The organism is [Empedobacter] haloabium (genome assembly GCA_008011715.2).
GTDB classification, from domain to species: domain Bacteria; phylum Pseudomonadota; class Gammaproteobacteria; order Burkholderiales; family Burkholderiaceae_D; genus Rugamonas; species Rugamonas haloabia.
In genome coordinates this window covers 1,242,675-1,262,223 of sequence record CP136508.1, presented here as the reverse complement: position 1 = coordinate 1,262,223, position 19,549 = coordinate 1,242,675, and the positions used below count along the sequence as shown (strand labels likewise).

General features: G+C 64.7%; 13 protein-coding genes, 1 tRNA gene and 1 pseudogene. 9 read left to right on the top strand and 6 right to left on the bottom strand.

The annotated features are described in order from the left end of the window. Positions 1-142 precede the first annotated feature (142 nt). Both E7V67_005495 and E7V67_005490 read left to right on the top strand, forming a co-directional pair. On the top strand, positions 143-3,004 hold the full coding sequence (locus tag E7V67_005495; protein WUR14559.1) for a TonB-dependent receptor: 2,862 nt from the start codon (positions 143-145) through the stop codon (positions 3,002-3,004). Positions 3,005-3,308: 304 nt separating this feature from the next. Beyond that, positions 3,309-3,551: pseudogene (locus E7V67_005490) on the top strand (IS1595 family transposase). 91 nt (positions 3,552-3,642) lie between these two features. Here E7V67_005490 and E7V67_005485 read toward each other — a convergent pair. Beyond that, the gene (locus E7V67_005485; GenBank protein ID WUR14558.1) at positions 3,643-4,101 is read right to left on the bottom strand and encodes a hypothetical protein; all 459 of its coding nucleotides are present in this window, start codon (positions 4,099-4,101) and stop codon (positions 3,643-3,645) included. A 185-nt stretch (positions 4,102-4,286) separates the two neighbouring features. Here E7V67_005485 and E7V67_005480 point away from each other — a divergent pair, with 185 nt between their 5' ends. Next, positions 4,287-5,138: a CAP domain-containing protein gene (locus E7V67_005480; protein ID WUR14557.1), complete on the top strand. Its 852-nt coding sequence runs from the start codon at positions 4,287-4,289 to the stop codon at positions 5,136-5,138. Between the two features lie 104 nt (positions 5,139-5,242). Then, positions 5,243-5,869, top strand: coding sequence for a TetR/AcrR family transcriptional regulator (locus tag E7V67_005475; protein ID WUR14556.1), 627 nt, complete (start codon positions 5,243-5,245; stop codon positions 5,867-5,869). On the opposite strand, the gene E7V67_005470 is transcribed toward E7V67_005475, so the two are convergent. Beyond that, positions 5,866-7,206 carry a porin gene (locus E7V67_005470; GenBank protein ID WUR14555.1) on the bottom strand — a complete coding sequence of 447 codons (1,341 nt, stop codon included), beginning with the start codon at positions 7,204-7,206 and terminating at the stop codon, positions 5,866-5,868. The genes E7V67_005475 and E7V67_005470 overlap by 4 nt on opposite strands. 113 nt (positions 7,207-7,319) lie before the next feature. After that, entirely contained in the window at positions 7,320-8,654 is a 1,335-nt protein-coding gene (locus E7V67_005465; protein ID WUR14554.1) for a 3-oxoacyl-ACP reductase, read from the bottom strand. A gap of 866 nt (positions 8,655-9,520) precedes the next feature. On the opposite strand from E7V67_005465, the gene E7V67_005460 reads away from it, so the two are divergent. The 3 genes from E7V67_005460 (at position 9,521) to E7V67_005450 (ending at position 12,136) form a co-directional block, all read left to right on the top strand. Continuing rightward, complete coding sequence (locus tag E7V67_005460) at positions 9,521-9,916, top strand: hypothetical protein (GenBank protein ID WUR14553.1); 396 nt, start codon at positions 9,521-9,523, stop codon at positions 9,914-9,916. Between the two features lie 25 nt (positions 9,917-9,941). Continuing rightward, positions 9,942-10,721: a trypsin-like peptidase domain-containing protein gene (locus E7V67_005455; protein WUR14552.1), complete on the top strand. Its 780-nt coding sequence runs from the start codon at positions 9,942-9,944 to the stop codon at positions 10,719-10,721. A 944-nt stretch (positions 10,722-11,665) separates the two neighbouring features. Then, on the top strand, positions 11,666-12,136 hold the full coding sequence (locus E7V67_005450; GenBank protein ID WUR14551.1) for a hypothetical protein: 471 nt from the start codon (positions 11,666-11,668) through the stop codon (positions 12,134-12,136). Between the two features lie 780 nt (positions 12,137-12,916). On the opposite strand, the gene E7V67_005445 is transcribed toward E7V67_005450, so the two are convergent. The 3 genes from E7V67_005445 to acs all read right to left on the bottom strand — a co-directional run bounded on the left by E7V67_005445 (position 12,917) and on the right by acs (position 17,155). Next, positions 12,917-13,007 (bottom strand) — tRNA-Ser (locus E7V67_005445). 88 nt (positions 13,008-13,095) lie between these two features. Further along, the gene (locus E7V67_005440; GenBank protein WUR14550.1) at positions 13,096-15,024 is read right to left on the bottom strand and encodes a PEP-CTERM sorting domain-containing protein; all 1,929 of its coding nucleotides are present in this window, start codon (positions 15,022-15,024) and stop codon (positions 13,096-13,098) included. 127 nt (positions 15,025-15,151) lie between these two features. After that, entirely contained in the window at positions 15,152-17,155 is a 2,004-nt protein-coding gene (gene acs, locus E7V67_005435) for an acetate--CoA ligase (protein ID WUR14549.1), read from the bottom strand. A 233-nt stretch (positions 17,156-17,388) separates the two neighbouring features. Here acs and E7V67_005430 point away from each other — a divergent pair, with 233 nt between their 5' ends. Beyond that, positions 17,389-17,991, top strand: a complete 603-nt coding sequence (locus tag E7V67_005430; protein ID WUR14548.1) for a YqhA family protein — start codon at positions 17,389-17,391, stop codon at positions 17,989-17,991. A 28-nt stretch (positions 17,992-18,019) separates the two neighbouring features. Continuing rightward, a complete protein-coding gene (locus E7V67_005425) occupies positions 18,020-19,546 on the top strand; it encodes a fumarate hydratase (protein ID WUR14547.1) in 1,527 nt (508 codons plus the stop codon). Positions 19,547-19,549: the final 3 nt, after the last annotated feature.

Below are 19,549 nucleotides of genomic sequence, written 5' to 3'. Positions count from 1 at the left end.
TCATTTGACCTAAATAGTGACAAAACGCTACCTTCGAATTTGCGAGCAGTGCATAGACATTGCCGCCGCGTAAGCCCGGCAGTTGGCCCGGTCCCGCGATCTTGCTGGGCCGCCCGGCGGCACAGGGAATTCGGAGAGAATCTTGAAGCACAAGCTGGTACTGAAACAATGTTCGCTGGCCGTCGCGCTGGCACTGGGCTCCTCGCCGCTGCTGGCGCAGGACGCCGCTACCGACACGCAGGCACCGCAGCGTGTCGTCATCACGGGCTCGAACCTGAAGCGCATCGACAGCGAAACGGCGACGCCAGTGCAGGTCGTCAAGAAGGAAGAAATCACCCGCATGGGTGTGAATACCGTCAAGGAACTGATGGACACGCTGACGTCGGCCGACCGCAATGCGCTGTCGGACGTTGGCGGCAGCAACTCGTTTGCCAGCGGCGCCTCGTCGGTCTCGCTGCGTGGCCTGGGCAAGCAATCCACCCTGGTGCTGCTGAACTCGCGCCGCGTGGCGCCGTATGCGCTGGCCGACTACAACGAGGTATTCACCAACCTGGATACGCTGCCGCTGGACGCCGTCGAGCGCGTTGAGATCCTGCGCAACGGCGGCTCCGCCATTTACGGTTCCGATGCGGTGGCGGGTGTCATCAACATCATCACCCGTTCCGACTACAAGGGCGTGCAGGCACGTGCCTCGCACAACCAGTCCACGAAGAACAGCCAGATCCACGAATCGACCGTCGCGCTGACGGGCGGCATGGGCGACCTGAGCACCGACCGCTACAACGTGCTGGCAAACGTCGAGGTGTACCGCCGCAACGCCACCAACTGGCGCTCGATGGTCGACGACATCAATCCGGCCTACGGCGAGAAGTTCTCCGCCGTGGCGCCCGGCAGCGGCCAGATGTTCGGCGAGCGCGGCGCGCCATCCACGTTCAGCTACCCTGGCAACATCATCGGCCAGGGTGCGCTGCCGGGTTGCGAAACGAAAAACGCCGCCGGCCTGTGCGTCTACGACCGCTTCTCGCGCTTCCAGGCGCAACCGTCGGCCAACCGCGTCAATGCGCTGGTATCGGGCAAGCTGGCCATCAGCGACACGCTGGAAGGCTTTGCCGAGGTGCTGTACTCGCATACGAAGACCGATTACATGTCCGCGTACGCGACCTATGACTCGACCGGATCGACGTCGATCTGGGGTGATCCGCGCACTGGCGAACAACGCACCTTCACGTATCGCAACCTGCCGGCCACGCACCCGTTGAACACGACCGGCGACGAAGCGCCGCTGCGCTATCGCTTCGCCGACGACCCGGGCTATCGTACTACCAGCAGCGACCAGTATCGCGTGCTGGCCGGTCTGCGTGGCAACCTCGGCAACTATGACTGGGAAGCGGCAGCCGGTGTCATGGGCAGCAAGACCAAGGACCGCAGCCGTGGCGGCTTCTTCAGCCTGTCCGGCTTCCAGCAGGTAATCGGTGCCACCGATGAGGACACGGTCGATCCACAGTTCTTCAACCGCGGATATCGGCTGGGCCAGACCAACACGCCGGAAGTGTTGAACCTGCTGTTCCCTGAAAACGGCTACGACGGCAAGATCACGCAGACCTTTGTCGACGGCAAGATCTCCGGCGAAGTCGGCAAGTTCATGGGCAATCCCGTCAATGTGGCAGTTGGCGGCGAAATCCGTCACGAAAAATTCGCCATCAATCCGACTGCAAACCTGATGGCCGGCGACATCGTCAGCAACGGCGCCTCCATGGCCAATGCCAGCCGTACCAACTCGTCCGTATTCACCGAAGCCAATCTGAAGCCGTTCAACAGCTTGGAACTGACCGGCGCCGTGCGCATCGACAAGTTCAAGGACGTCAAGGCTCACGCGTCGCCGAAGCTGTCCGCCCGCTGGGAAGCGACGCCGCAGCTGATGGTACGCGGTACGTGGGAATCCGGATTCCGCGCACCGAACCTGACCGAAAGCGCCCAGTCGACCAAGTTCTCGTTCAGCAACGGCGAGGCGGATCCAAAACGTTGCGATCCAGCGCAGCGGCTGGCCAACGATTTGCGTGCGCAGTCCGACGCGCTGCCGGCCACGGACCCGAACAAGCAGTTGTTGTCGGCACGTGCCGACACCGTCGAGTCGCGCGAATGCACGGCCAGTCTTGCCAACACGGTACGCAACAATCCGGACCTGAAACCGGAAGTGTCGCGTAGCGCGACGCTGGGCTTCGTGCTCGAGCCCGTGAAAGGCACCAGTTTCTCGCTGGACGTGTGGCACATCAAGCGTAAGGATGAGATCGGCTTGAAGAGCACCGCCGAACTGTTGGCTTCGGAGGATTCGCTGCCCGCCGGCATCGTCAATCGCCTTCCGGTAGCGCTGGATCGTACGTTCACGGCACAGGAGCGCAGCGACTATGGCGTCGGCAACGTGGGTCCATTGGCCTCGACGTCGGGCATGTTCGAGAACACGGCTCAGACGAAGACCAGCGGCGTCGACCTGTCGCTGACGTCGCGCATCCCGACGCCGATCGGCCGTGTCGACGTGATCGGCAACGCGACCTACCTGCTCGACTACAAGATCTTCGCGCCGAACCGCAACGGCGGCAGCTGGGGCGACGACCTGGCCGGCCAGCACGGCACGTCGAAGCTGACGGCCAACCTGATGGGTACCTTGGGCCTGGGCGCGTTCAGCCACAGCCTGCGTGCCACGCTGCGCAGCCCGCAGAAGCTGCAGTACGACTACTATGACGAGCAGTACACCCCCGCTGGCTGCGCCGACAGCGGCTACGAGCCGAACGAGTGCCGCGTGGCCTCGTACGTGCGGTGGGACTACAACCTCACCTATACGGGCATTCGCAACCTGACGCTGTCGCTGTTCGTGCGGAATGTGCTGAATCATCGTCCACCAGTGGACCTGCGTCAGTTCGGCTCGGATGGCAGCGGCATCATCCCCCAGGACGTCGAAGACGTCCAGGGCCGCTCGGTCCGCGTGACCGCCGAGTACCGCTTCTGACGACCGGGCCGGCTTCGTGCCGGCGATGTCGCCGCCTGGATGGCCCGCCCCGTGCGGGCCATTTTTTTTTGTTCCCGCCGCGTCGCGACGCGAACTTTCCCGCTCGGCCATTGTCCAACGCTGTGTAACCTGGACAAGGGAGCGACCTATGGACCGGAACGCCATCGCCACACGCGCCGCGGCACACGAGCAACTGCGCTTTTCCGAACTGTACAGTGAACAATTGCGCGCCCTGCTGGACAGCGGCACGCCGCTGGCACAGTGCCTGCAGGCCATCGAAGACCGCGGCAAGGGCATGCACCAGTGCCCGCACTGCGGCCACGAGCGGCTGTACCGCCACGGCTACGGCGGTGGGCTGCAGCGCTATCGCTGCCGGCTCTGCCGCAAGACCTGCAATGCGCTAACCAACACGCCGCTGGCCTTCCTGCGCCTGCGCGGCAAGTGGCTGCCTTTCCTGGAGTGCGCGCTGCGCGCCGAAAGCGTGCGCGGCGCCGCGGCCAGCGTGGGCATCCACCGCAACACCAGCTTCCGGTGGCGCAAGCGCTTCGGTGCGCAGCAGGAGCCGGCCGCCAGCGGCGAGTGAAATCGCGCAGTGGGCCGCGCCCGGTGATGCGCTCCCGCCCAGCACGAGCGAGCGTTCAACCGGCGTGTCCGCGGGCCAGGTCTTTGCCTGCCTGCGCGGTCACCCGCGCCCCCGGCAGCGACACCTGCACGCCCCGCCACTCGAGCCCGGCAAACAGCAGCACGCCCAGCGCCTGGACGACCACGTACGCCCCGCCCAGCGGCGCGGGCGCCAGCCCGCCGGTCGCCAGCAGCAAGCCGCTCAGCGCCGCCCAGCCCACATTGCCAAGGACGATGAACCAGGCCAGTGCCGACCAGACCACGCGGCTGCGCGCCAGCACGACCAGCAACAGCGCGTACAGGGCCAGGAAAATGCCGGTTCCCTCCAACAATGGCGCGGGCAGCCCCAGCGTGGCGGCAACCGGACCGGTGCGCTCGCCCGAAATGAACAAGTGCAGCGCGGCGATGGCGCCGCTGGCGGCGGCGTCGGCAAGGAACGCATTGCGCAGCAAGCGGGATGGTACGATCGTCTTCATGATCTTCTCCTTCGATGGGTTGGCAGTGACGTCAGTCTCGGCCCTGGCCCGCCACGCGCCAATTACGCGCCAGGTAATCGGCACCCGGCATGACGTGTTGACAATTGCCCCGCTCCGCGTTTTGTGACACACTCTTCTGCTCAAGTCACATTCACGTCCCGGTTCCGGGACCGCACACCGTTCCCATGCTCATCCATCGCTATCGCCTGCTGGCGGCGACGCTGGCCGCCGCCCTGCTGACGGCCCTGCCCGCGCACGCGAGCCGGCAGGATCTCGTCGGCCTGATCAACGCTTACCGGGCCGCGCCCCAGCACTGCGGCGGCGAGCGCGTGGCACCGCTGCCGCCGCTCGAAGCCCCGGCGGCAATGGCGCGGGTGCGCATTGGCGCCGGCACCTTCCTCGAGCATGCACTGGAACGGGCCGGCTATCCGGTCGAGCATGCGGAGGCGGTCTATCTGTCCAACGTCGACGATGCCGCTGCCGCCATGACGCTGCTGCGCCAGAATTTCTGCGAAAAACTGCTCAGCACCGATTTCGCGGCGACCGGCACCGTGCGCACGGGCGACGACTGGATCGTGCTGTTTGCGCGGCCGTTGCACGAGGTGCCACTGCCGGCGCCGGAGGTGCTGGACGCGCAAGTACTGGCTGCCGTCAACGCGGCGCGCGCGCAGGCGCGTCGCTGCGGCGATCAGCAATTCCACGCCGCGCCGCCGCTGCGCTGGAACGCGGCGCTGACGCAGGCGGCGCTGGCGCACAGCAGCGACATGGCAACCCACCGCTACTTCAGCCACCAGCAGAAGAATGGCAGCGTGGTGGACGACCGCGCCACCCGTGCCGGTTACGCGTGGACGCGCATCGGCGAGAACATCGCCGCCGGGCAGAAATCGGTGGCGGAAGCGGTGGCGGGCTGGCTGGACAGCCCCGGCCACTGCGCCAACATCATGAATCCAGGCTTCGACGAGATGGGCCTGGCGTATGCCGTCAACCCCGAGCGCGGCCGCGTCTACTGGACGCAGGTGCTGGGCCGGCGGCGTTGATGGCCTGCGAGGTCATCGGCAAGCGGGCGTTGCACGCTTTATAATCGGCACCGGGCCACGCCACGCGCGTGGCCGCCACTTTGCAGCAACCCACAAGGTACGGTGTGAGAAAACAGAACGATAACGATGCAACGCCGGAGGAGACCCCGGCCCGCAAGGCGCCCCGGCGCACGCTGACACGGCTGGACTGGATCGACGCGGCCACCGAGATCCTCGTCAGCAAGAGCGTCGATGCCATCCACCCCGCCACGCTGGCGCGCGACCTCGGCATCACGATCGGCAGCTTCTATTACCACTTCAAGGACCGCAACGACCTGCTGGCCAGCGTGCTGCGCCAGTGGCACGAGCGCACCACCGCCCAGGTGATGGAAGAGTACGCCGGCATGCCGATCGACGAGCTGGCGTACGAACTGATGGCGCTGCCCCTGCACGGGCTGACGGCGCGCCACGCGGCCATGGTGGAATTCGCCATCCGCGCCTGGGCCCGGCGCGACGAGATGGCGCGCCAGGCCGTGCTGGAAGTGGACCAGCAACGGCTCGGCTTGTACACGGACGCGCTGCGCAACAGCGGCTTTTCAAAGGCCGAGGCCGAAAACCGCGCCTTCCTGATCTACAGCTTCCAGATGTCGCAGGCCCTGCTGTGGGACGTCAACGACGAGAAGGCGCGCAAGCGGCAGCTGAACTTCGCCAAGAAACTGTTCCTGCAGCCGCTGTCGGGCACGTCGACCTAGAAGAAGTGCCGCAGGCCGATGCTGACGATGCTCGTGCGCGCGTCGACATTCTGGCCCGCACCCGAGAACAGCGGCACTTCCTGCGCGCCCAGCGGTACCAGCAGCGCGCCGGGACCGCCCGCGATCGGCAGCGGCGTCACGGTACCGCGCACGATGTCGCCGCGATCGTCATCCACGTAGCCGATGCGGCTGTACAGCGCGGTACGCTTCGAGAAGTTGTAGTCGGCGCCCAGCATCACGCCGGTGTCCTTGCCGCGCGTGAAATTCTTGAAGCGGCTCTGCATGTACTGCGCGCCCAGCTCGAACGCGCCGAGCGTCTGCTTGATGCCGATCGATGCCGTGTGCACCTTCGGGTCGAGCGCGCCAACATTCTTGTACTGGCCACGGTGGAAGTTCGCCACCAGCAAGGTCCCGGTCGGGAAAGCATACTTCGCCCCGATCATGGCGCCGGTGAACGTGTCGGCCGTGTACAGCGGAATGAACGTGCCGCCACCGGCCGGCGACGCGACACCGACCTGGGCGCCACGGAAGTCGTTGCGGTGGTAAGCCGCAATGACGGCCAGCGGCGTGCCGTTGTAGGCCAGCAGCGCGCCCTGGGCGCGACCGCGCTCGTCCGTGCTTTCCGCGCCAGCGGTCAGGCCGCCGACGATCTGGCCGGTGGTCGCATTGGCGGCCGGCGTGGCACTGGTGGCGCCGTTGCGTGCCGCGCTGACGCGGCTGGCGACGCCGGCGTTGGTCGAATAGGACAGCACACCCAGCCACGGGCCCTTGCGCACCAGGTACGATGCCACATTGTCCTGGTAGGTCTGCAAGGTGTTGACGACCAGGCCGGCACCCATCAGGTCGGTGCTGCCCAGGCGCTCGGTGGTGGCCAGGTAATAGCCGATCAGCATCGGCGATGCCTGCCGTCCCAGGCGGACCTCGCCGACCGGCGTGGTCAGGCTGACGAACGCCTGGCGCCCGAACAGGCGGCCGTCGTTGGCCAGCACGCCGTTGTCGATCTGCAGCCCGCCTTCCAGCGTGAAGCCGGCCTTGTAGCCGCCGCCCATGTCTTCCGTGCCCTTGAAACCGAAATGGCTTTGCGCCGACAGCGACGGCGCCATCCGCGTGGTGCGGTTTTCGGGCGACGCGATCGCATTCGGCACGGGCGTCGTGCCGGACAGGCCGAACAGCGTGCCCTGCACATTGCCCTGGCCCTTCTTGACCGTGTCCACGCCCGCGTCCAGCAGGCCGTACACGGTCACCGAGGACTGCGCCCACGCGCCGCCACAGGCCAGCGCCATGACCGACATCGCCATGGCGCGCTGCATCGTTGACTGTTTCACTGCTTTCTTCATGAATCTCCTCCATTGTTATAGGTGTGGTGATACGTCATGCAAGCAAACTGCTGAAACCCTTGCGTACTGCGGCGACGCTGGCGTCGCATTGTTCTGTGCGGCCTTGCGTCTCCTTAGGCGCCGATCAGCGCCTGGCCACACACCCGGATCGTGTTGCCCGTGATGCCCACGCTGCCGGGCGTGGCCAGGAACGCGATCAACTCGGCCACGTCGCGCGGCTGGCCGCCCTGCTTCAGCGAGTTCAGGCGACGGCCCAGCTCGCGCGGCACGAACGGCATCCGCTGCGTCATCGGCGTTTCGATAAAGCCCGGCGCGACCGCGTTGACGGTAATGCCGCGCGGCCCCAGCTGGGCACCGCGCGCCGCCACGTAGCCGATCAGCGCCGCCTTGCTGGCCGCATAATTGCTCTGGCCGAAGTTGCCGGACACGCCACTGATGGAGGACAGGCAGATCACCCGGCCGCCGTCGCGCAACACTTGCCCGGCCAGCAAGGCTTCGTCGATGGCGACAATGGCCCGGAAGTTGACGTCGACGACCAGCTCCCAGTCCTGCCGGGCCATCCGGGCCAGCGTGCGATCGCGCGTGATGCCGGCGTTATGGACGACGATGTCGGCGCCGCCGCGCTCGCGCAGGCATTGCGTGAGGCGCACCGGCGCATCGGCCGCGGCGATATCGAGCACCAGCGCGGTGGCGCCGATGGCCCGGCAGCTGTCGTGCAGCGCCTGCGACGCGGCCGGCACATCCACGCAGACAACGGTGGCGCCCTCTTCCACCAGGCGCTGGGCGGCGGCCAGGCCGATGCCGCGCGCGCTGCCGGTGACAACGGCGACCTTGCCGCTCAGGCCGGCGCTAGCGGTATCTCCACCGATTGCCGTCGTCGACAGCCGGACTGCTTGTCCGGAAACGTAGGTGCTGCGCGCGCCGCAGAAGAAGCGCACCGGGCCATCGAGGCGGTCGAGCGCATCCGCTGCCACATAGGCAAGGTTGACGGCGATGCCCGTCTTGCCCAGCTCCTTGCCCAGCGAGCGGCCGAATCCTTCGATGCCGCGCGCCGCCGCAGCCGCGACGGGGTCCGGCGTCGCGTCCGGCGGCGCCGCAACCAGCAGCACGCGGCCGTTCACGGCGATGCGGGATGCCGCCGCGTGGAAGGTGTCGTACAGCGCGGCATAGTCGGCGGGGGCGCGGCAGCCCGTCGCGTCGAAGATGAGGATGTCGATGGCCGACGCTTGCGGATCGATGACGCCGCCGGCGCCGACGGCGCAAGCGGTAAGAACATCTGCGGCGTACCCGCCTTCGGCGGCGCGAATCGCAGTACGCCTGCCGGTCAGGGGCTGGGCACCGGTCGGCCCAGCCGCACGCGACAGCTCCACAGGGTCGGGCAAGCCGGCGGCTCTGGCGAGCCAGCCGGTAGCCGGATGGTGGTGTAACTTCCTTAACAGGTCTGGCATCGATACAGGGTTTGTCATGATGGGTAAGCGACTTCGGCGATGCCAAGCCGACCGCTGCACTGCCTGAACTCAACGGTTGTTGACGATCCTAGCACGGGCGCATACGCCTCTCAATAGCACACACTATGTTTGGGCATATATACAACTATGCTGGGTTGCTTGGCGCCATCGCGACGGCGCGCACGCGGGCACGACTGCCGCGCAAAAGTGAAATCGACACCGGACGCGGCAGTTTATCCATCGGCCCGACATAATGCCCGGGGGGATTCAGGCGGCCGGCCGCTCCTTGATGAGTCGGGCCAGCTGCGTTAATCGCAACGGCTCATCCGGCAAGCCCGGCAAATGGCGCCACGGTCCAGTATCGTCCGCCAAATGATGCTCGACTCTGGCGCAGGCCCGGCTTACGCACGGGATCTTTCATGCAGAACGCAAGCAAATCAGCGGATCGCACCGACCCACCGGCGACACGGTGGCGTTGTGAATTCCATCGTCAAAGCACTTTCTGCCCAATTGATGAGTTACATATTCTCCCGTGCTGCGATCTGGTGCGACCACGCCGGAATTTGGCGCAACGAGGGCTCGCAAGTCGCTGAAATTGCGGGGCTTTTTTATTTTTCGCCATGACCCTTGTCGCGCTCTCGTTGAATGACTGATGAGCATCTTTATCGCTGAGCGAGATACATAGTGGCGACAATTTGCTTTCAAAAGGATACGAACTGCCGATATCAATGGACCCGGCATTCCCTTAATCTGGAGACTGATAACCGAGAGACGAAATCGATACGAGATTAACTCGACGTCATCGCCAGGTTATCCGGGGAACAGCATATCGCTGGGCTGAGGCTAATAATGCCAGGGCCATTCAAATGAATCAGGAGGAAAAGATGTCAAAGATTTTAACGAAAGCTGTATTCATCGCTTCCGGTGTCGCACTGCTGCAATTGAGTGCCGTGGCCACCGCCCAGGTGAAATCCGTGCAGGACAAAACTGTCGCGGTCAAGGCTGAACAGAATATGGCGCGCGGCCTGGCCGGCCCCGTTTCGATGACGCGCGAACAGCGCCTTGCGGCAAAACCGCTCGATCCGTCCACGACGATCGGCAAGCCGGGCAAGGTTGCGGAACTGTCGGCTGAGGACAAAGCCTTGCTGGCTGCCGCGAAACCGCAAATGCTGGAAGGCGGCGCGCCGGACAGCAGCGCGGACGACGAAGCCCGCCGCGACTTTTCCGAAGAATGGAAAGTAATGGACCAGCAGGATCGCTAATCACACCAAGCAAGGGAGTTCCGAAATGATCACGAAACAAATCCTCGGTCAGCCGCTGCTGCGTTCCAGCGTCCTCGCCATCTGTGTCGGCCTGTCGGGCCAGGCCTTTGCCGGCACGCCGGACGTCTATACGCAATACCAGGAAACCGGCAATTCGAATACGCCGCGCGCCATCGGCAAACTGTTCAGCAACAGCGGCACCTGCTCCGCCTCGGTCATCAGTGGCAACAACATCATCGTCACAGCGGCCCACTGCTGCTACAACCGCTCGACCAACAACTGGGTCTACGGCTGGTCGTTCGCTCCGGCGTACAACAGCGGCAGCGCGCCCTACGGCATGTTCCCCTGGACCTCCGCGCGGGTGCCGGTGAGCTGGATCAACAACGGCGACACCGCATCCGACATCTGCCTGATCACGCTGGGCAACAACACGGCGGGCCGCCCCGTGACCTACTACACCGGCTGGCTAGGCCGTTCGTGGGACTGGGGCACGGTCCAGAACCACCATGCGCTGGGCTATCCTGGCAACATCGGCAGCGGCCAAACCCTGCAGGCCTGCACGTCCGAAAGTTTCGGGGCCAGCTCTGCCTGCGGCGGCGCCGCCATCCTGAACATGGGTTGCAACATGACCTACGGCTCCAGCGGCGGCCCATGGATCCGCCAATACCGCCGCGGCAACTACGTCAACTCCGTGGTGCACGGCTACCAGAGCGCCGCCTGCACGGGCACGTTCGGCCAGACGTTCAACGGACCGCGCTTCACCAGCAGCAATATCGTGCCGCTTTGCACGGCGCAGGGTTGCTGAGCAGGCGGATGGTTACACTGGCCTGACCTGATGGTTGGTTGATATGTTGGGTTGGTGGGGGCCTCCTTTTCAGGGGGCCTTTTTTGCGTGGTGGCAAAGCTTCCGGGCTTGGGGTCTGTCCCCGCATGGGGACTGACCCCGGTTTTTATCGCGGGCATGTGACGGGTTCGCTATCGATGTGCCGGCGTCTGCTTTGGTCGGCTCACTTGGCGTTGATGCGCTTGCCGGGATTTGCTAGCGCGGGAGCGCTGGGTCTTCAGTGGCCGCTGGCCCCGGCAACGTCGCTTTGCTCGTTGCCGGGGGTCCGGGCGCGGGAGCGCACAGGGTGTTTGAACGGAGTGTGGAACGCGCGCCCTCGGCGCGCGGCGCCTTATAAAACAGCCTTCGGGCGACCTTGCTCTTTTAAACTTCTTTTATTCTCTTATAAAAATACTTCTTCTTTAAGATAATACATCCGTATCGCCTGCGTCCGACATTCAAAATCGGCTGCAGGCGACTTTGGATATCGCCGCTCGGCGACGCAAGCTCAACCTCACGCATGATGGGGAACGCGGTTGACCGGCTCATCATTCAAGAGCGACGGCTAAACTCAGCGCGGGCGTTCGAGGAAGGGGGTAACACCACGTGATAGGATTCTCGAGTTCGCACGATTCGAGAACAGGCAGGAAGTATCAATAGGGGGATGGGGATGAGTTTCCGTTTGCAATTTGCCTCAGACGTTCAGCGAGATGGGGTGGGGCTGGAGCTTCTGAACGAACAAGGAGAAGTTGTCGCAGAGGTCTTTCGTCGCGACGCGACTAATTCGCTAGAGGTCTCTCTCTTCCAGATTGACTTGCCTTTCGTGCAAGTCGAACGATTACTCAGGCTGGCGCGAGAGGAGCTTGGGCCGTTCGAAGATGGAACACCACTACCTTCTGCCTTGGCGTAACAAGATACAACTAGTCATGAGAAAACTATCACCAGAGAACGAAAAAGAGTTCGAAGAGTTGGCCAAGTACGTCAATTTCTACACGACACATGTTTGGCGTGTCTCGCCTGAGGCGCCAGAGCACCCTTCACATTTCTTGACGCCGGTTCCGGGAAAGGTGACGAAATCTCAGTTGTTATCTGGGCTTAGGCAGGCTGCGAACGACACTGTCGAGGATGCATCGAGCTTTACGCAAGAACAAACTGCCGCATTGGACCGGGCCTGCCTTGCAAATGACGTGCTCACTCTTTCCGAAGTGCGACGTCGATTCTCGGGCCAGTACCGCTCAGTCTTGAAGAAGCGGCGTATCAGCAACGAAACTGAGTACTACCTTGTGGTGGCCATCATCACGGATATGTCCAGTCAGCTGGATGATGATGAGCGTCGCTTGCTTGAGGAACTTGCTCATGCATACGAAGAAGCATCCAGCAAGCGTGAGGGCGATTAATGTAGTTTGAGCCCGACGCTGCCCCAGCCCGGCAGTTCCGACGCCCAACGCGCGGCGGTCGGGGAGCCGCCAACGATAAGGCCGGTCCAAGGCCGGGCAAGCCCCAAGGCTTGTCTCGTTGGTGGGGGCGCTAGCCCCGCCCCCAGCCGCGAAGCGGTCGGGCACCTGGTCGCGACATCGTAGGCGTGGCGGGGGCGACGTTCATCCATCGGACACTGCATCCACCGGGCTGGAATGGCTGCGCAAACCACGTACGGCGAGTATGCGACTGCGCACGGTCGCGCGCCCATGTCGCGGCAAGGACTGTCTGAACGGTTCGGGAAGCTCCCTGATGGGCTTGTGGTTCGCGGCTCGGTCGTCGACTGGGTGGGGGTAGAGGCGAGCGCAAAGCCCCTTGTGGAGCTCAAGAACGTTCTTCGCGCAGCGGTAGCGTACCTTGGCTCCTCAGCTGAGATAGAGGCGCTCCGGTTTGAAGTCATCCTTTTGCGGCCGCTGGCCCCGGCAACGTCGCTTCGCTCGTTGCCGGGGGCTTACGGGCGCGGGAGCGCACAGGGTGTTTGAACGGAGTGTGGAACGCGCGCCCTCGGCGCGCGGCGCCGTTTGGAAACGCTTCGCCGCGCAGCGACGAAGCGCTTCCAAACGACAGATGGCCGATTCGGAGAGGGCTGCGCCTGCAGGCGCAGCCCTTCGAATCCCCCGCGGAGAGCCCGCAGGGGCTCTCCTTCTCTCCGCCAGCCCAAAAAACAAAAGCCGCCCAGTGGGCGGCTTTGTTTTTTGTTCTGGCGGAGAGAGGGGGATTCGAACCCCCGATAGGCTATGAACCTATACACGCTTTCCAGGCGTGCGACTTAAACCACTCATCCATCTCTCCTGCTTCTCCCGCATCGCGAGAGGCGCAGATTATAGCAAGGATAGCCGTTGAGTACCAAGTTTTTTTGGCGTAAGACTTCTTGAAGCCCTTACACCACCCGGGCCCGCCGCCGTGCGAACAGGCCCAGCACGCCGAAACCGCCAAGCAGCAACGCCAGCGCCGATGGCTCCGGTACCGCCTGCACATTGGTATACAAACCGTCGAAGCTGTACGTCACCGCCATGTGATCCACCGTCGTTACCCGCATCAGGTCGGCAAACATGGCGTTCCCTGCGTAGTCGCCCAGGAAGCGGAACGTGCCGCCGGAACCGATCACCGCCAACGCAGCGCCCTCACCCACTTCGCTCAAACCATTGAACGTCAATGCCGACGAACCCAGCAGGATCGTCGAGCTGTCCGTTAACGACAACCGCGCGAACGTCTGCTCCGGTGCGCCGGACAGGTCCAGCGTGCCGCCCGCCAGCACCAGCGCGCTGCTGGCGTCGATACGGTTGGCGCCAACCAGCGTCATGACGCCGCTGCGCAGCACGACGCTGCCGAAACCGGAAACCGCGCCACCGTACGCGAACGCATTACCGGCACCGGCGTCGATGACAAGAGCACTGCCCGCATTGCCGCCACCATCGATATCGCCGACCACGACAGCGCTGCCGCCGCTGATCGTCACCATGTTGACCGCGCCACCCAACGCGATCGCCCGCCCACCAGCCCCGCCGTCGATCGTGCCGGCGTTGGTAATGTACGTGCCGTCCGCACCGCCCTGGATCGCGGCCGAGCCCAAGCCACCGCCAACGATCCGGCCACCCGCACGATTGTCGATCGTGACCGTGTGACCGCTGGCGGCGCCCACCGCGACGATGGCGCTGCCGCCCTGCCCGCGAATCAGGCCCTGGTTGACGATCATGGCGTTGCCGTACAAGCCCTCGCGCGTGCCGGCCAGCGGTCCGCTGGCGATGTCGTTGCCCGCCAGCGTGATGCCCCGCCCGACCGCGTTGCCATTGCCCGCGTTGACCAGGCCCTCGATCATGCCTGTGTTGACGATGCGGCCGCCGCCGGCCGAGATGCCCTCGCTGAACGCGAGACCGGCACCCGGTGCGCTGAAGGCATTCAACGAGCGGATCGTGCCGGCGTTGGTGATGTCCACCAGGCCGTCCACGTCGACGCCGTCGCCGTCACCGGTCACGCCATTGCCGAAGATGGCACCGGCATTGACGATGGTGACGACCTGGCGGCCATTGAAGCCATCGACGTTGATGCCGGAGCCGCCGGTGCCGCGGATGGTGCCGCCCGCGTCGTTCGTCACGTGCAGCGTGAACGCGCTGCCGGCGTCGGCCTGCTCCGCCGTGATGCCGTGCCGGCCGCCGGATACCAGGCCGGACCCCGCATTCACGATGCGGATGCCGGAGTTGGCCTGGCCGTCGATGCCGTCACTGCTGGCGCCGGCGCTTGTGAGCGACTGGATCGTGCCCGCGTTCGACAACAGGCCGTTGGCGCCAGGCCGCACGGCATCCGCCTCGTGCGCCGTCATCACGGCACCGAAGTAATTGTTGATCATGTTCGCACCCGTCATGGACGAGAAATCGACCGCCTGCGCGCCGCCGGCCGTCGCGTTCAGCGACAACAGCGAACCGTGGTTGTGCAAGGTGACGCTGCCGTTGCCGCCGACCTGGATCACGTCCGCGTCGGCCGTGCGCATCAGGCCCGTCGCGCCGTTGTTGATGACCAGGCCCGTCGTGCCCTTGTTGTCGCGCACCGCGCGGCCCGAGCCGGTCTGGTCGATCGTGCCCAGGTTGCCCAGCACCGCGTTACCACCCGAAATCGTCACGGCGACGGTGGAGCCGCCCACCGTCAGCTGGCCGCCGGCGGCGATCGTGCCGGTCTGGCCGGCGCCAGGACCGAGCGTTTGCGCGGTGTTCGACGTACCGGCGATCGTGAACGACGCGGCATTGGCGTTGGCGGCAAGCGCCAACACGGCGGCGGCGATGACGGTTCGGGACAGGGATGGGACGAACGGCATGCGGTGGCTCCTCATATTGTGATGGTGGCCACTGTTATATGACAGGCGCGTGACGGCGCGATGACAATGCAAGCCAAAAATACAAAAAGCCACCCGCAGGTGGCTTTTCGAACGCGACGGGCAGGCCTTACGCGGTTTCCTTCAGCTGCTCCAGGATGGCCGGATTCTCCAGCGTCGAGACGTCCTGCGTGATGGTTTCGCCCTTGGCCAGCACGCGCAGCAGGCGGCGCATGATCTTGCCCGAGCGCGTCTTGGGCAGGTTGTCGCCGAAGCGGATCTCCTTCGGCTTGGCGATCGGACCGATCTCCTTGCCGACCCAGTTGCGCAGCTCCGTCGCCAGCTTCTTCGCGTCCTCGCCGGTCGGGCGGGCTTGCTTCAGGACGACGAAGGCGCAGATCGATTCGCCCGTCGTGTCATCCGGCTTGCCGACCACCGCCGCCTCCGCCACCAGCGGGTTCGCCACCAGTGCCGACTCGATCTCCATCGTGCCCATGCGGTGGCCCGAGACGTTCAGCACGTCGTCGATGCGGCCCGTGATCGTGAAGTAGCCGGTGTCCTTGTTGCGGATCGCGCCGTCGCCCGCCAGGTAGTATTTACCGCCCAGCTCCTCGGGGAAGTAGCTCGTGCGGAAGCGCTCCGGGTTGTTCCAGATCGTGCGAATCATCGACGGCCATGGGCGCTTGACGACCAGGATGCCGCCCTGGCCGTTCGGCACGTCCGCGCCGGCCTCGTCGACGATCGCCGCCATGATGCCCGGCAGCGGCAGGGTGCAGGAGCCCGGCACCATCGGCGTCGCGCCCGGCAGCGGCGTGATCATGTGGCCGCCCGTCTCGGTCTGCCAGAACGTATCGACGATCGGGCATTTTTCCTGGCCCACGTTCCGGTAGTACCACATCCAGGCTTCCGGATTGATCGGCTCGCCCACGGTGCCCAACAGGCGCAGCGACGACAGGTCGAAGTTCTTCGGATGGACCTTCTCGTCTCCATCCGAGGCCTTGATCAGCGAGCGGATCGCGGTGGGCGCCGTGTAGAAGATCGAGACCTTGTGCTTGGCGATGTTTTCCCAGAAGCGGCCGGCATGCGGGAAAGTCGGCACGCCTTCGAAGATCAGCTGGGTGGCGCCGACCGCCGTCGGGCCGTAGGCGATGTAGGTGTGGCCCGTGACCCAGCCGATATCGGCGGTGCACCAGTAGACGTCGTCCGGCTTGATGTCGAAGGTCCACTTCATCGTCAGCGCGGCCCACAGCAGGTAGCCGCCGGTGGAGTGCTGCACGCCCTTCGGCGTGCCGGTCGAGCCGGACGTGTACAGGATGAACAGCGGATGCTCGGCCTCCACCCACTCCGGCTCGCAGTCCGCGCTCTGGCCGTCAACGAGCTCGGACAGCCACAGGTCGCGCCCCGGCACGAAGTTGACGTTGCCGCCGGTGCGCTTGTAGACGACGACGTTTTTGATGGTATCGCAGCCGCCCATGCCCAGCGCCTCGTCGACGATGGCCTTCAACGGCAGCTGCTTGCCGCCGCGTAGCTGCTCGTCGGCCGTGATGACGGCCACCGCACCCGCGTCGATGATGCGCTCCTGCAGGCTCTTGGCCGAGAAGCCGCCGAACACGACGGAGTGGGTGGCGCCGATGCGCGCGCAGGCCTGCATGGCGGCGACGCCCTCGACCGACATCGACATGTAGATGACGACGCGGTCGCCCTTCTTGATGCCGAGCGACTTCAGGCCGTTGGCGAACTTGCACACCTTCTCGTGCAGCTCCTTATACGTCACGCGGGTGACGGCGCCGTCGTCGGCTTCGAAGATGACGGCGGTCTTGTCGGCGTTGCCGTTGGCGAGGTTGCGGTCCAGGCAGTTGTACGACGCGTTCAGCTTGCCGTCTTCGAACCATTTGTAGAACGGCGCTTCGCTTTCGTTCAGCGTGCGGGTGAACGGCGTCTGCCATTCGACGTGTTCGCGCGCCAGGCGCGCCCAAAAGCCTTCGTAGTCGCGCGCGGCCTCGTCGCACAGGGCCTGGTAGGCCTCCATGCCGGCAACGGCGGCCTTGGCCGCGAACGGTGCCGGTGGCGCGAACACGCGCGATTCGGCCGGACCTTGTTGTTCGATACCCTGCTGTGCTGCGGTAGCGCTCATGCTTGTCTCCATCATGGTATTGGTTTGCCAAGACAGTAAGGCGCCGCGCTTACAGCGTCCTTACAGCCGGGTGCCACACCGGGCGGCAAATGGCAATCCTGTCATTCTACTCACAATCGACGGCCGTGTTGCATGGGGCCGCGGAAGTACCGCTGGGCCGCTGCGGCAGCGATACGACCGGTGTAGAATGTCGGGTGTTTTTGTCCGCATCATTCAAGAGGAGACGCAACACGATGACCGACCCGAAGCAGCCGCACCGCCTCAGGCCCCTGCCCGCCTTCATTTTCATGTCGCGCTGGCTGCAGCTGCCGCTGTACATTGGCCTGATCCTGGCGCAGTGCGTCTACGTGTTCCACTTCTGGGTCGAGCTGAAGGACCTGATCGGCGCCGCGCTGGGCAACGAGGCCGCGCTGCAGCACATCTTGCAGGCAGTCGCGGTGCCTGGGGCGGCGATGCCAACCAAGCTGAATGAAACCACCATCATGCTGGTGGTGCTGGGCCTGATCGACGTCGTCATGATCTCGAACCTGTTGATCATGGTGATCGTGGGCGGCTACGAGACCTTCGTCTCGCGCATGGACCTGGAAGGCCACCCGGACCAGCCGGAATGGCTGTCGCACGTGAACGCCTCCGTGCTGAAGACGAAGCTGGCCACGGCCATCATCGGCATCTCGTCGATCCACCTGCTGAAGACCTTCATCAACGCCCAGGTGTATGACGGCCGTACCCTGCTCGCGCAGACCGGCATCCATGTTGCTTTCCTCGTATCGGCCATGGCGATCGCCTACACCGACCGACTGACCACCCTGACGCACCAAGCAACCAAGCAGCATTAATCCAGCCAAACGCTAGTGAGCTTTTAACATGACCATCATCAAGCAAGACGACCTGATCGAATCCGTGGCGGCAGCGCTGCAATACATCAGCTACTACCACCCGGCCGACTATATCCAGCACCTGGCCCGCGCCTATGAAGCGGAACAGAGCCCGGCCGCCAAGGACGCGATCGCGCAGATCCTGACCAACTCGCGCATGTGCGCGGAAGGCAAGCGCCCGATCTGCCAGGACACCGGCATGGTCAACGTCTTCCTGAAGATCGGCATGGGCGTGCGCTTCGAAGGCTTCAAGGGCACCGTGACGGATGCCGTCAACGAAGGCGTGCGCCGCGCCTACAACTTCGCGGACAACAAGCTGCGCGCGTCGATCGTGGCGGACCCGCACTTCGAGCGCAAAAACACCAAGGACAACACGCCAGCCGTGGTGCACATGGAACTGGTCGAGGGCAATACCGTCGAAGTGGCCGTGGCGGCCAAGGGCGGCGGCTCCGAGAACAAGACCAAGTTCGTCATGTTGAATCCTTCCGACTCGCTGGTGGACTGGGTGCTGAAGACCGTGCCGCTGATGGGCGCCGGCTGGTGCCCGCCCGGCATGCTGGGCATCGGCATCGGCGGCAGCGCCGAGAAGGCCATGCTGCTGGCGAAGGAGTCGCTGATGGAAGACATCGACATGTATGAACTGAAGCAGCGCGGCCCGCAAAACAAGCTGGAAGAACTGCGCATCGAACTGTGCGACAAGATCAACGCGCTGGGCATCGGCGCCCAGGGCCTGGGCGGCCTGACGACGGTGCTGGACGTGAAGATCAATATGTACCCGACCCACGCGGCGTCCAAGCCGGTCGCGATGATCCCGAACTGCGCCGCCACGCGCCACGCGCATTTCGTGCTGGACGGCTCCGGCCCGGCCTATATCGAGCCGCCGAAGCTGTCGGACTGGCCGAGCGTCAGCTGGGCGCCGGACACGGAGAAGTCCAAGCGCGTCGACCTGAACACGCTGACGAAGGAAGAAGTGGCATCGTGGACGCCGGGCCAGACCCTGCTCCTGAACGGCAAGATGCTGACGGGCCGCGATGCCGCGCACAAGCGCATCCAAGACATGCTGGCCAAGGGCGAGCCGCTGCCGGTGGACTTCACCAACCGCGTGATCTACTACGTGGGCCCGGTCGATCCGGTCGGCGACGAGGTGGTGGGCCCGGCCGGTCCGACCACGGCCACGCGCATGGACAAGTTCACCGACATGATGCTGGAAAAAACCGGCCTGATCTCGATGGTGGGCAAGGCCGAACGCGGCCCGACCGCCATCGAATCGATCCAGAAGCACAAGTCGGCCTACCTGATGGCCGTTGGCGGCGCCGCCTACCTGGTGTCGAAGGCGATCAAGCACGCCAAGGTGGTCGGCTTCGAAGACCTGGGCATGGAAGCGATCTACGAGTTCGACGTGGTCGACATGCCGGTCACCGTGGCCGTCGATTCGACCGGCACCTCGGTGCACCAGACCGGCCCGAAGGAATGGTCGGTCAAGATCGAGTCGCTGAAGAACGCCGTCCCGGCCTGAGGC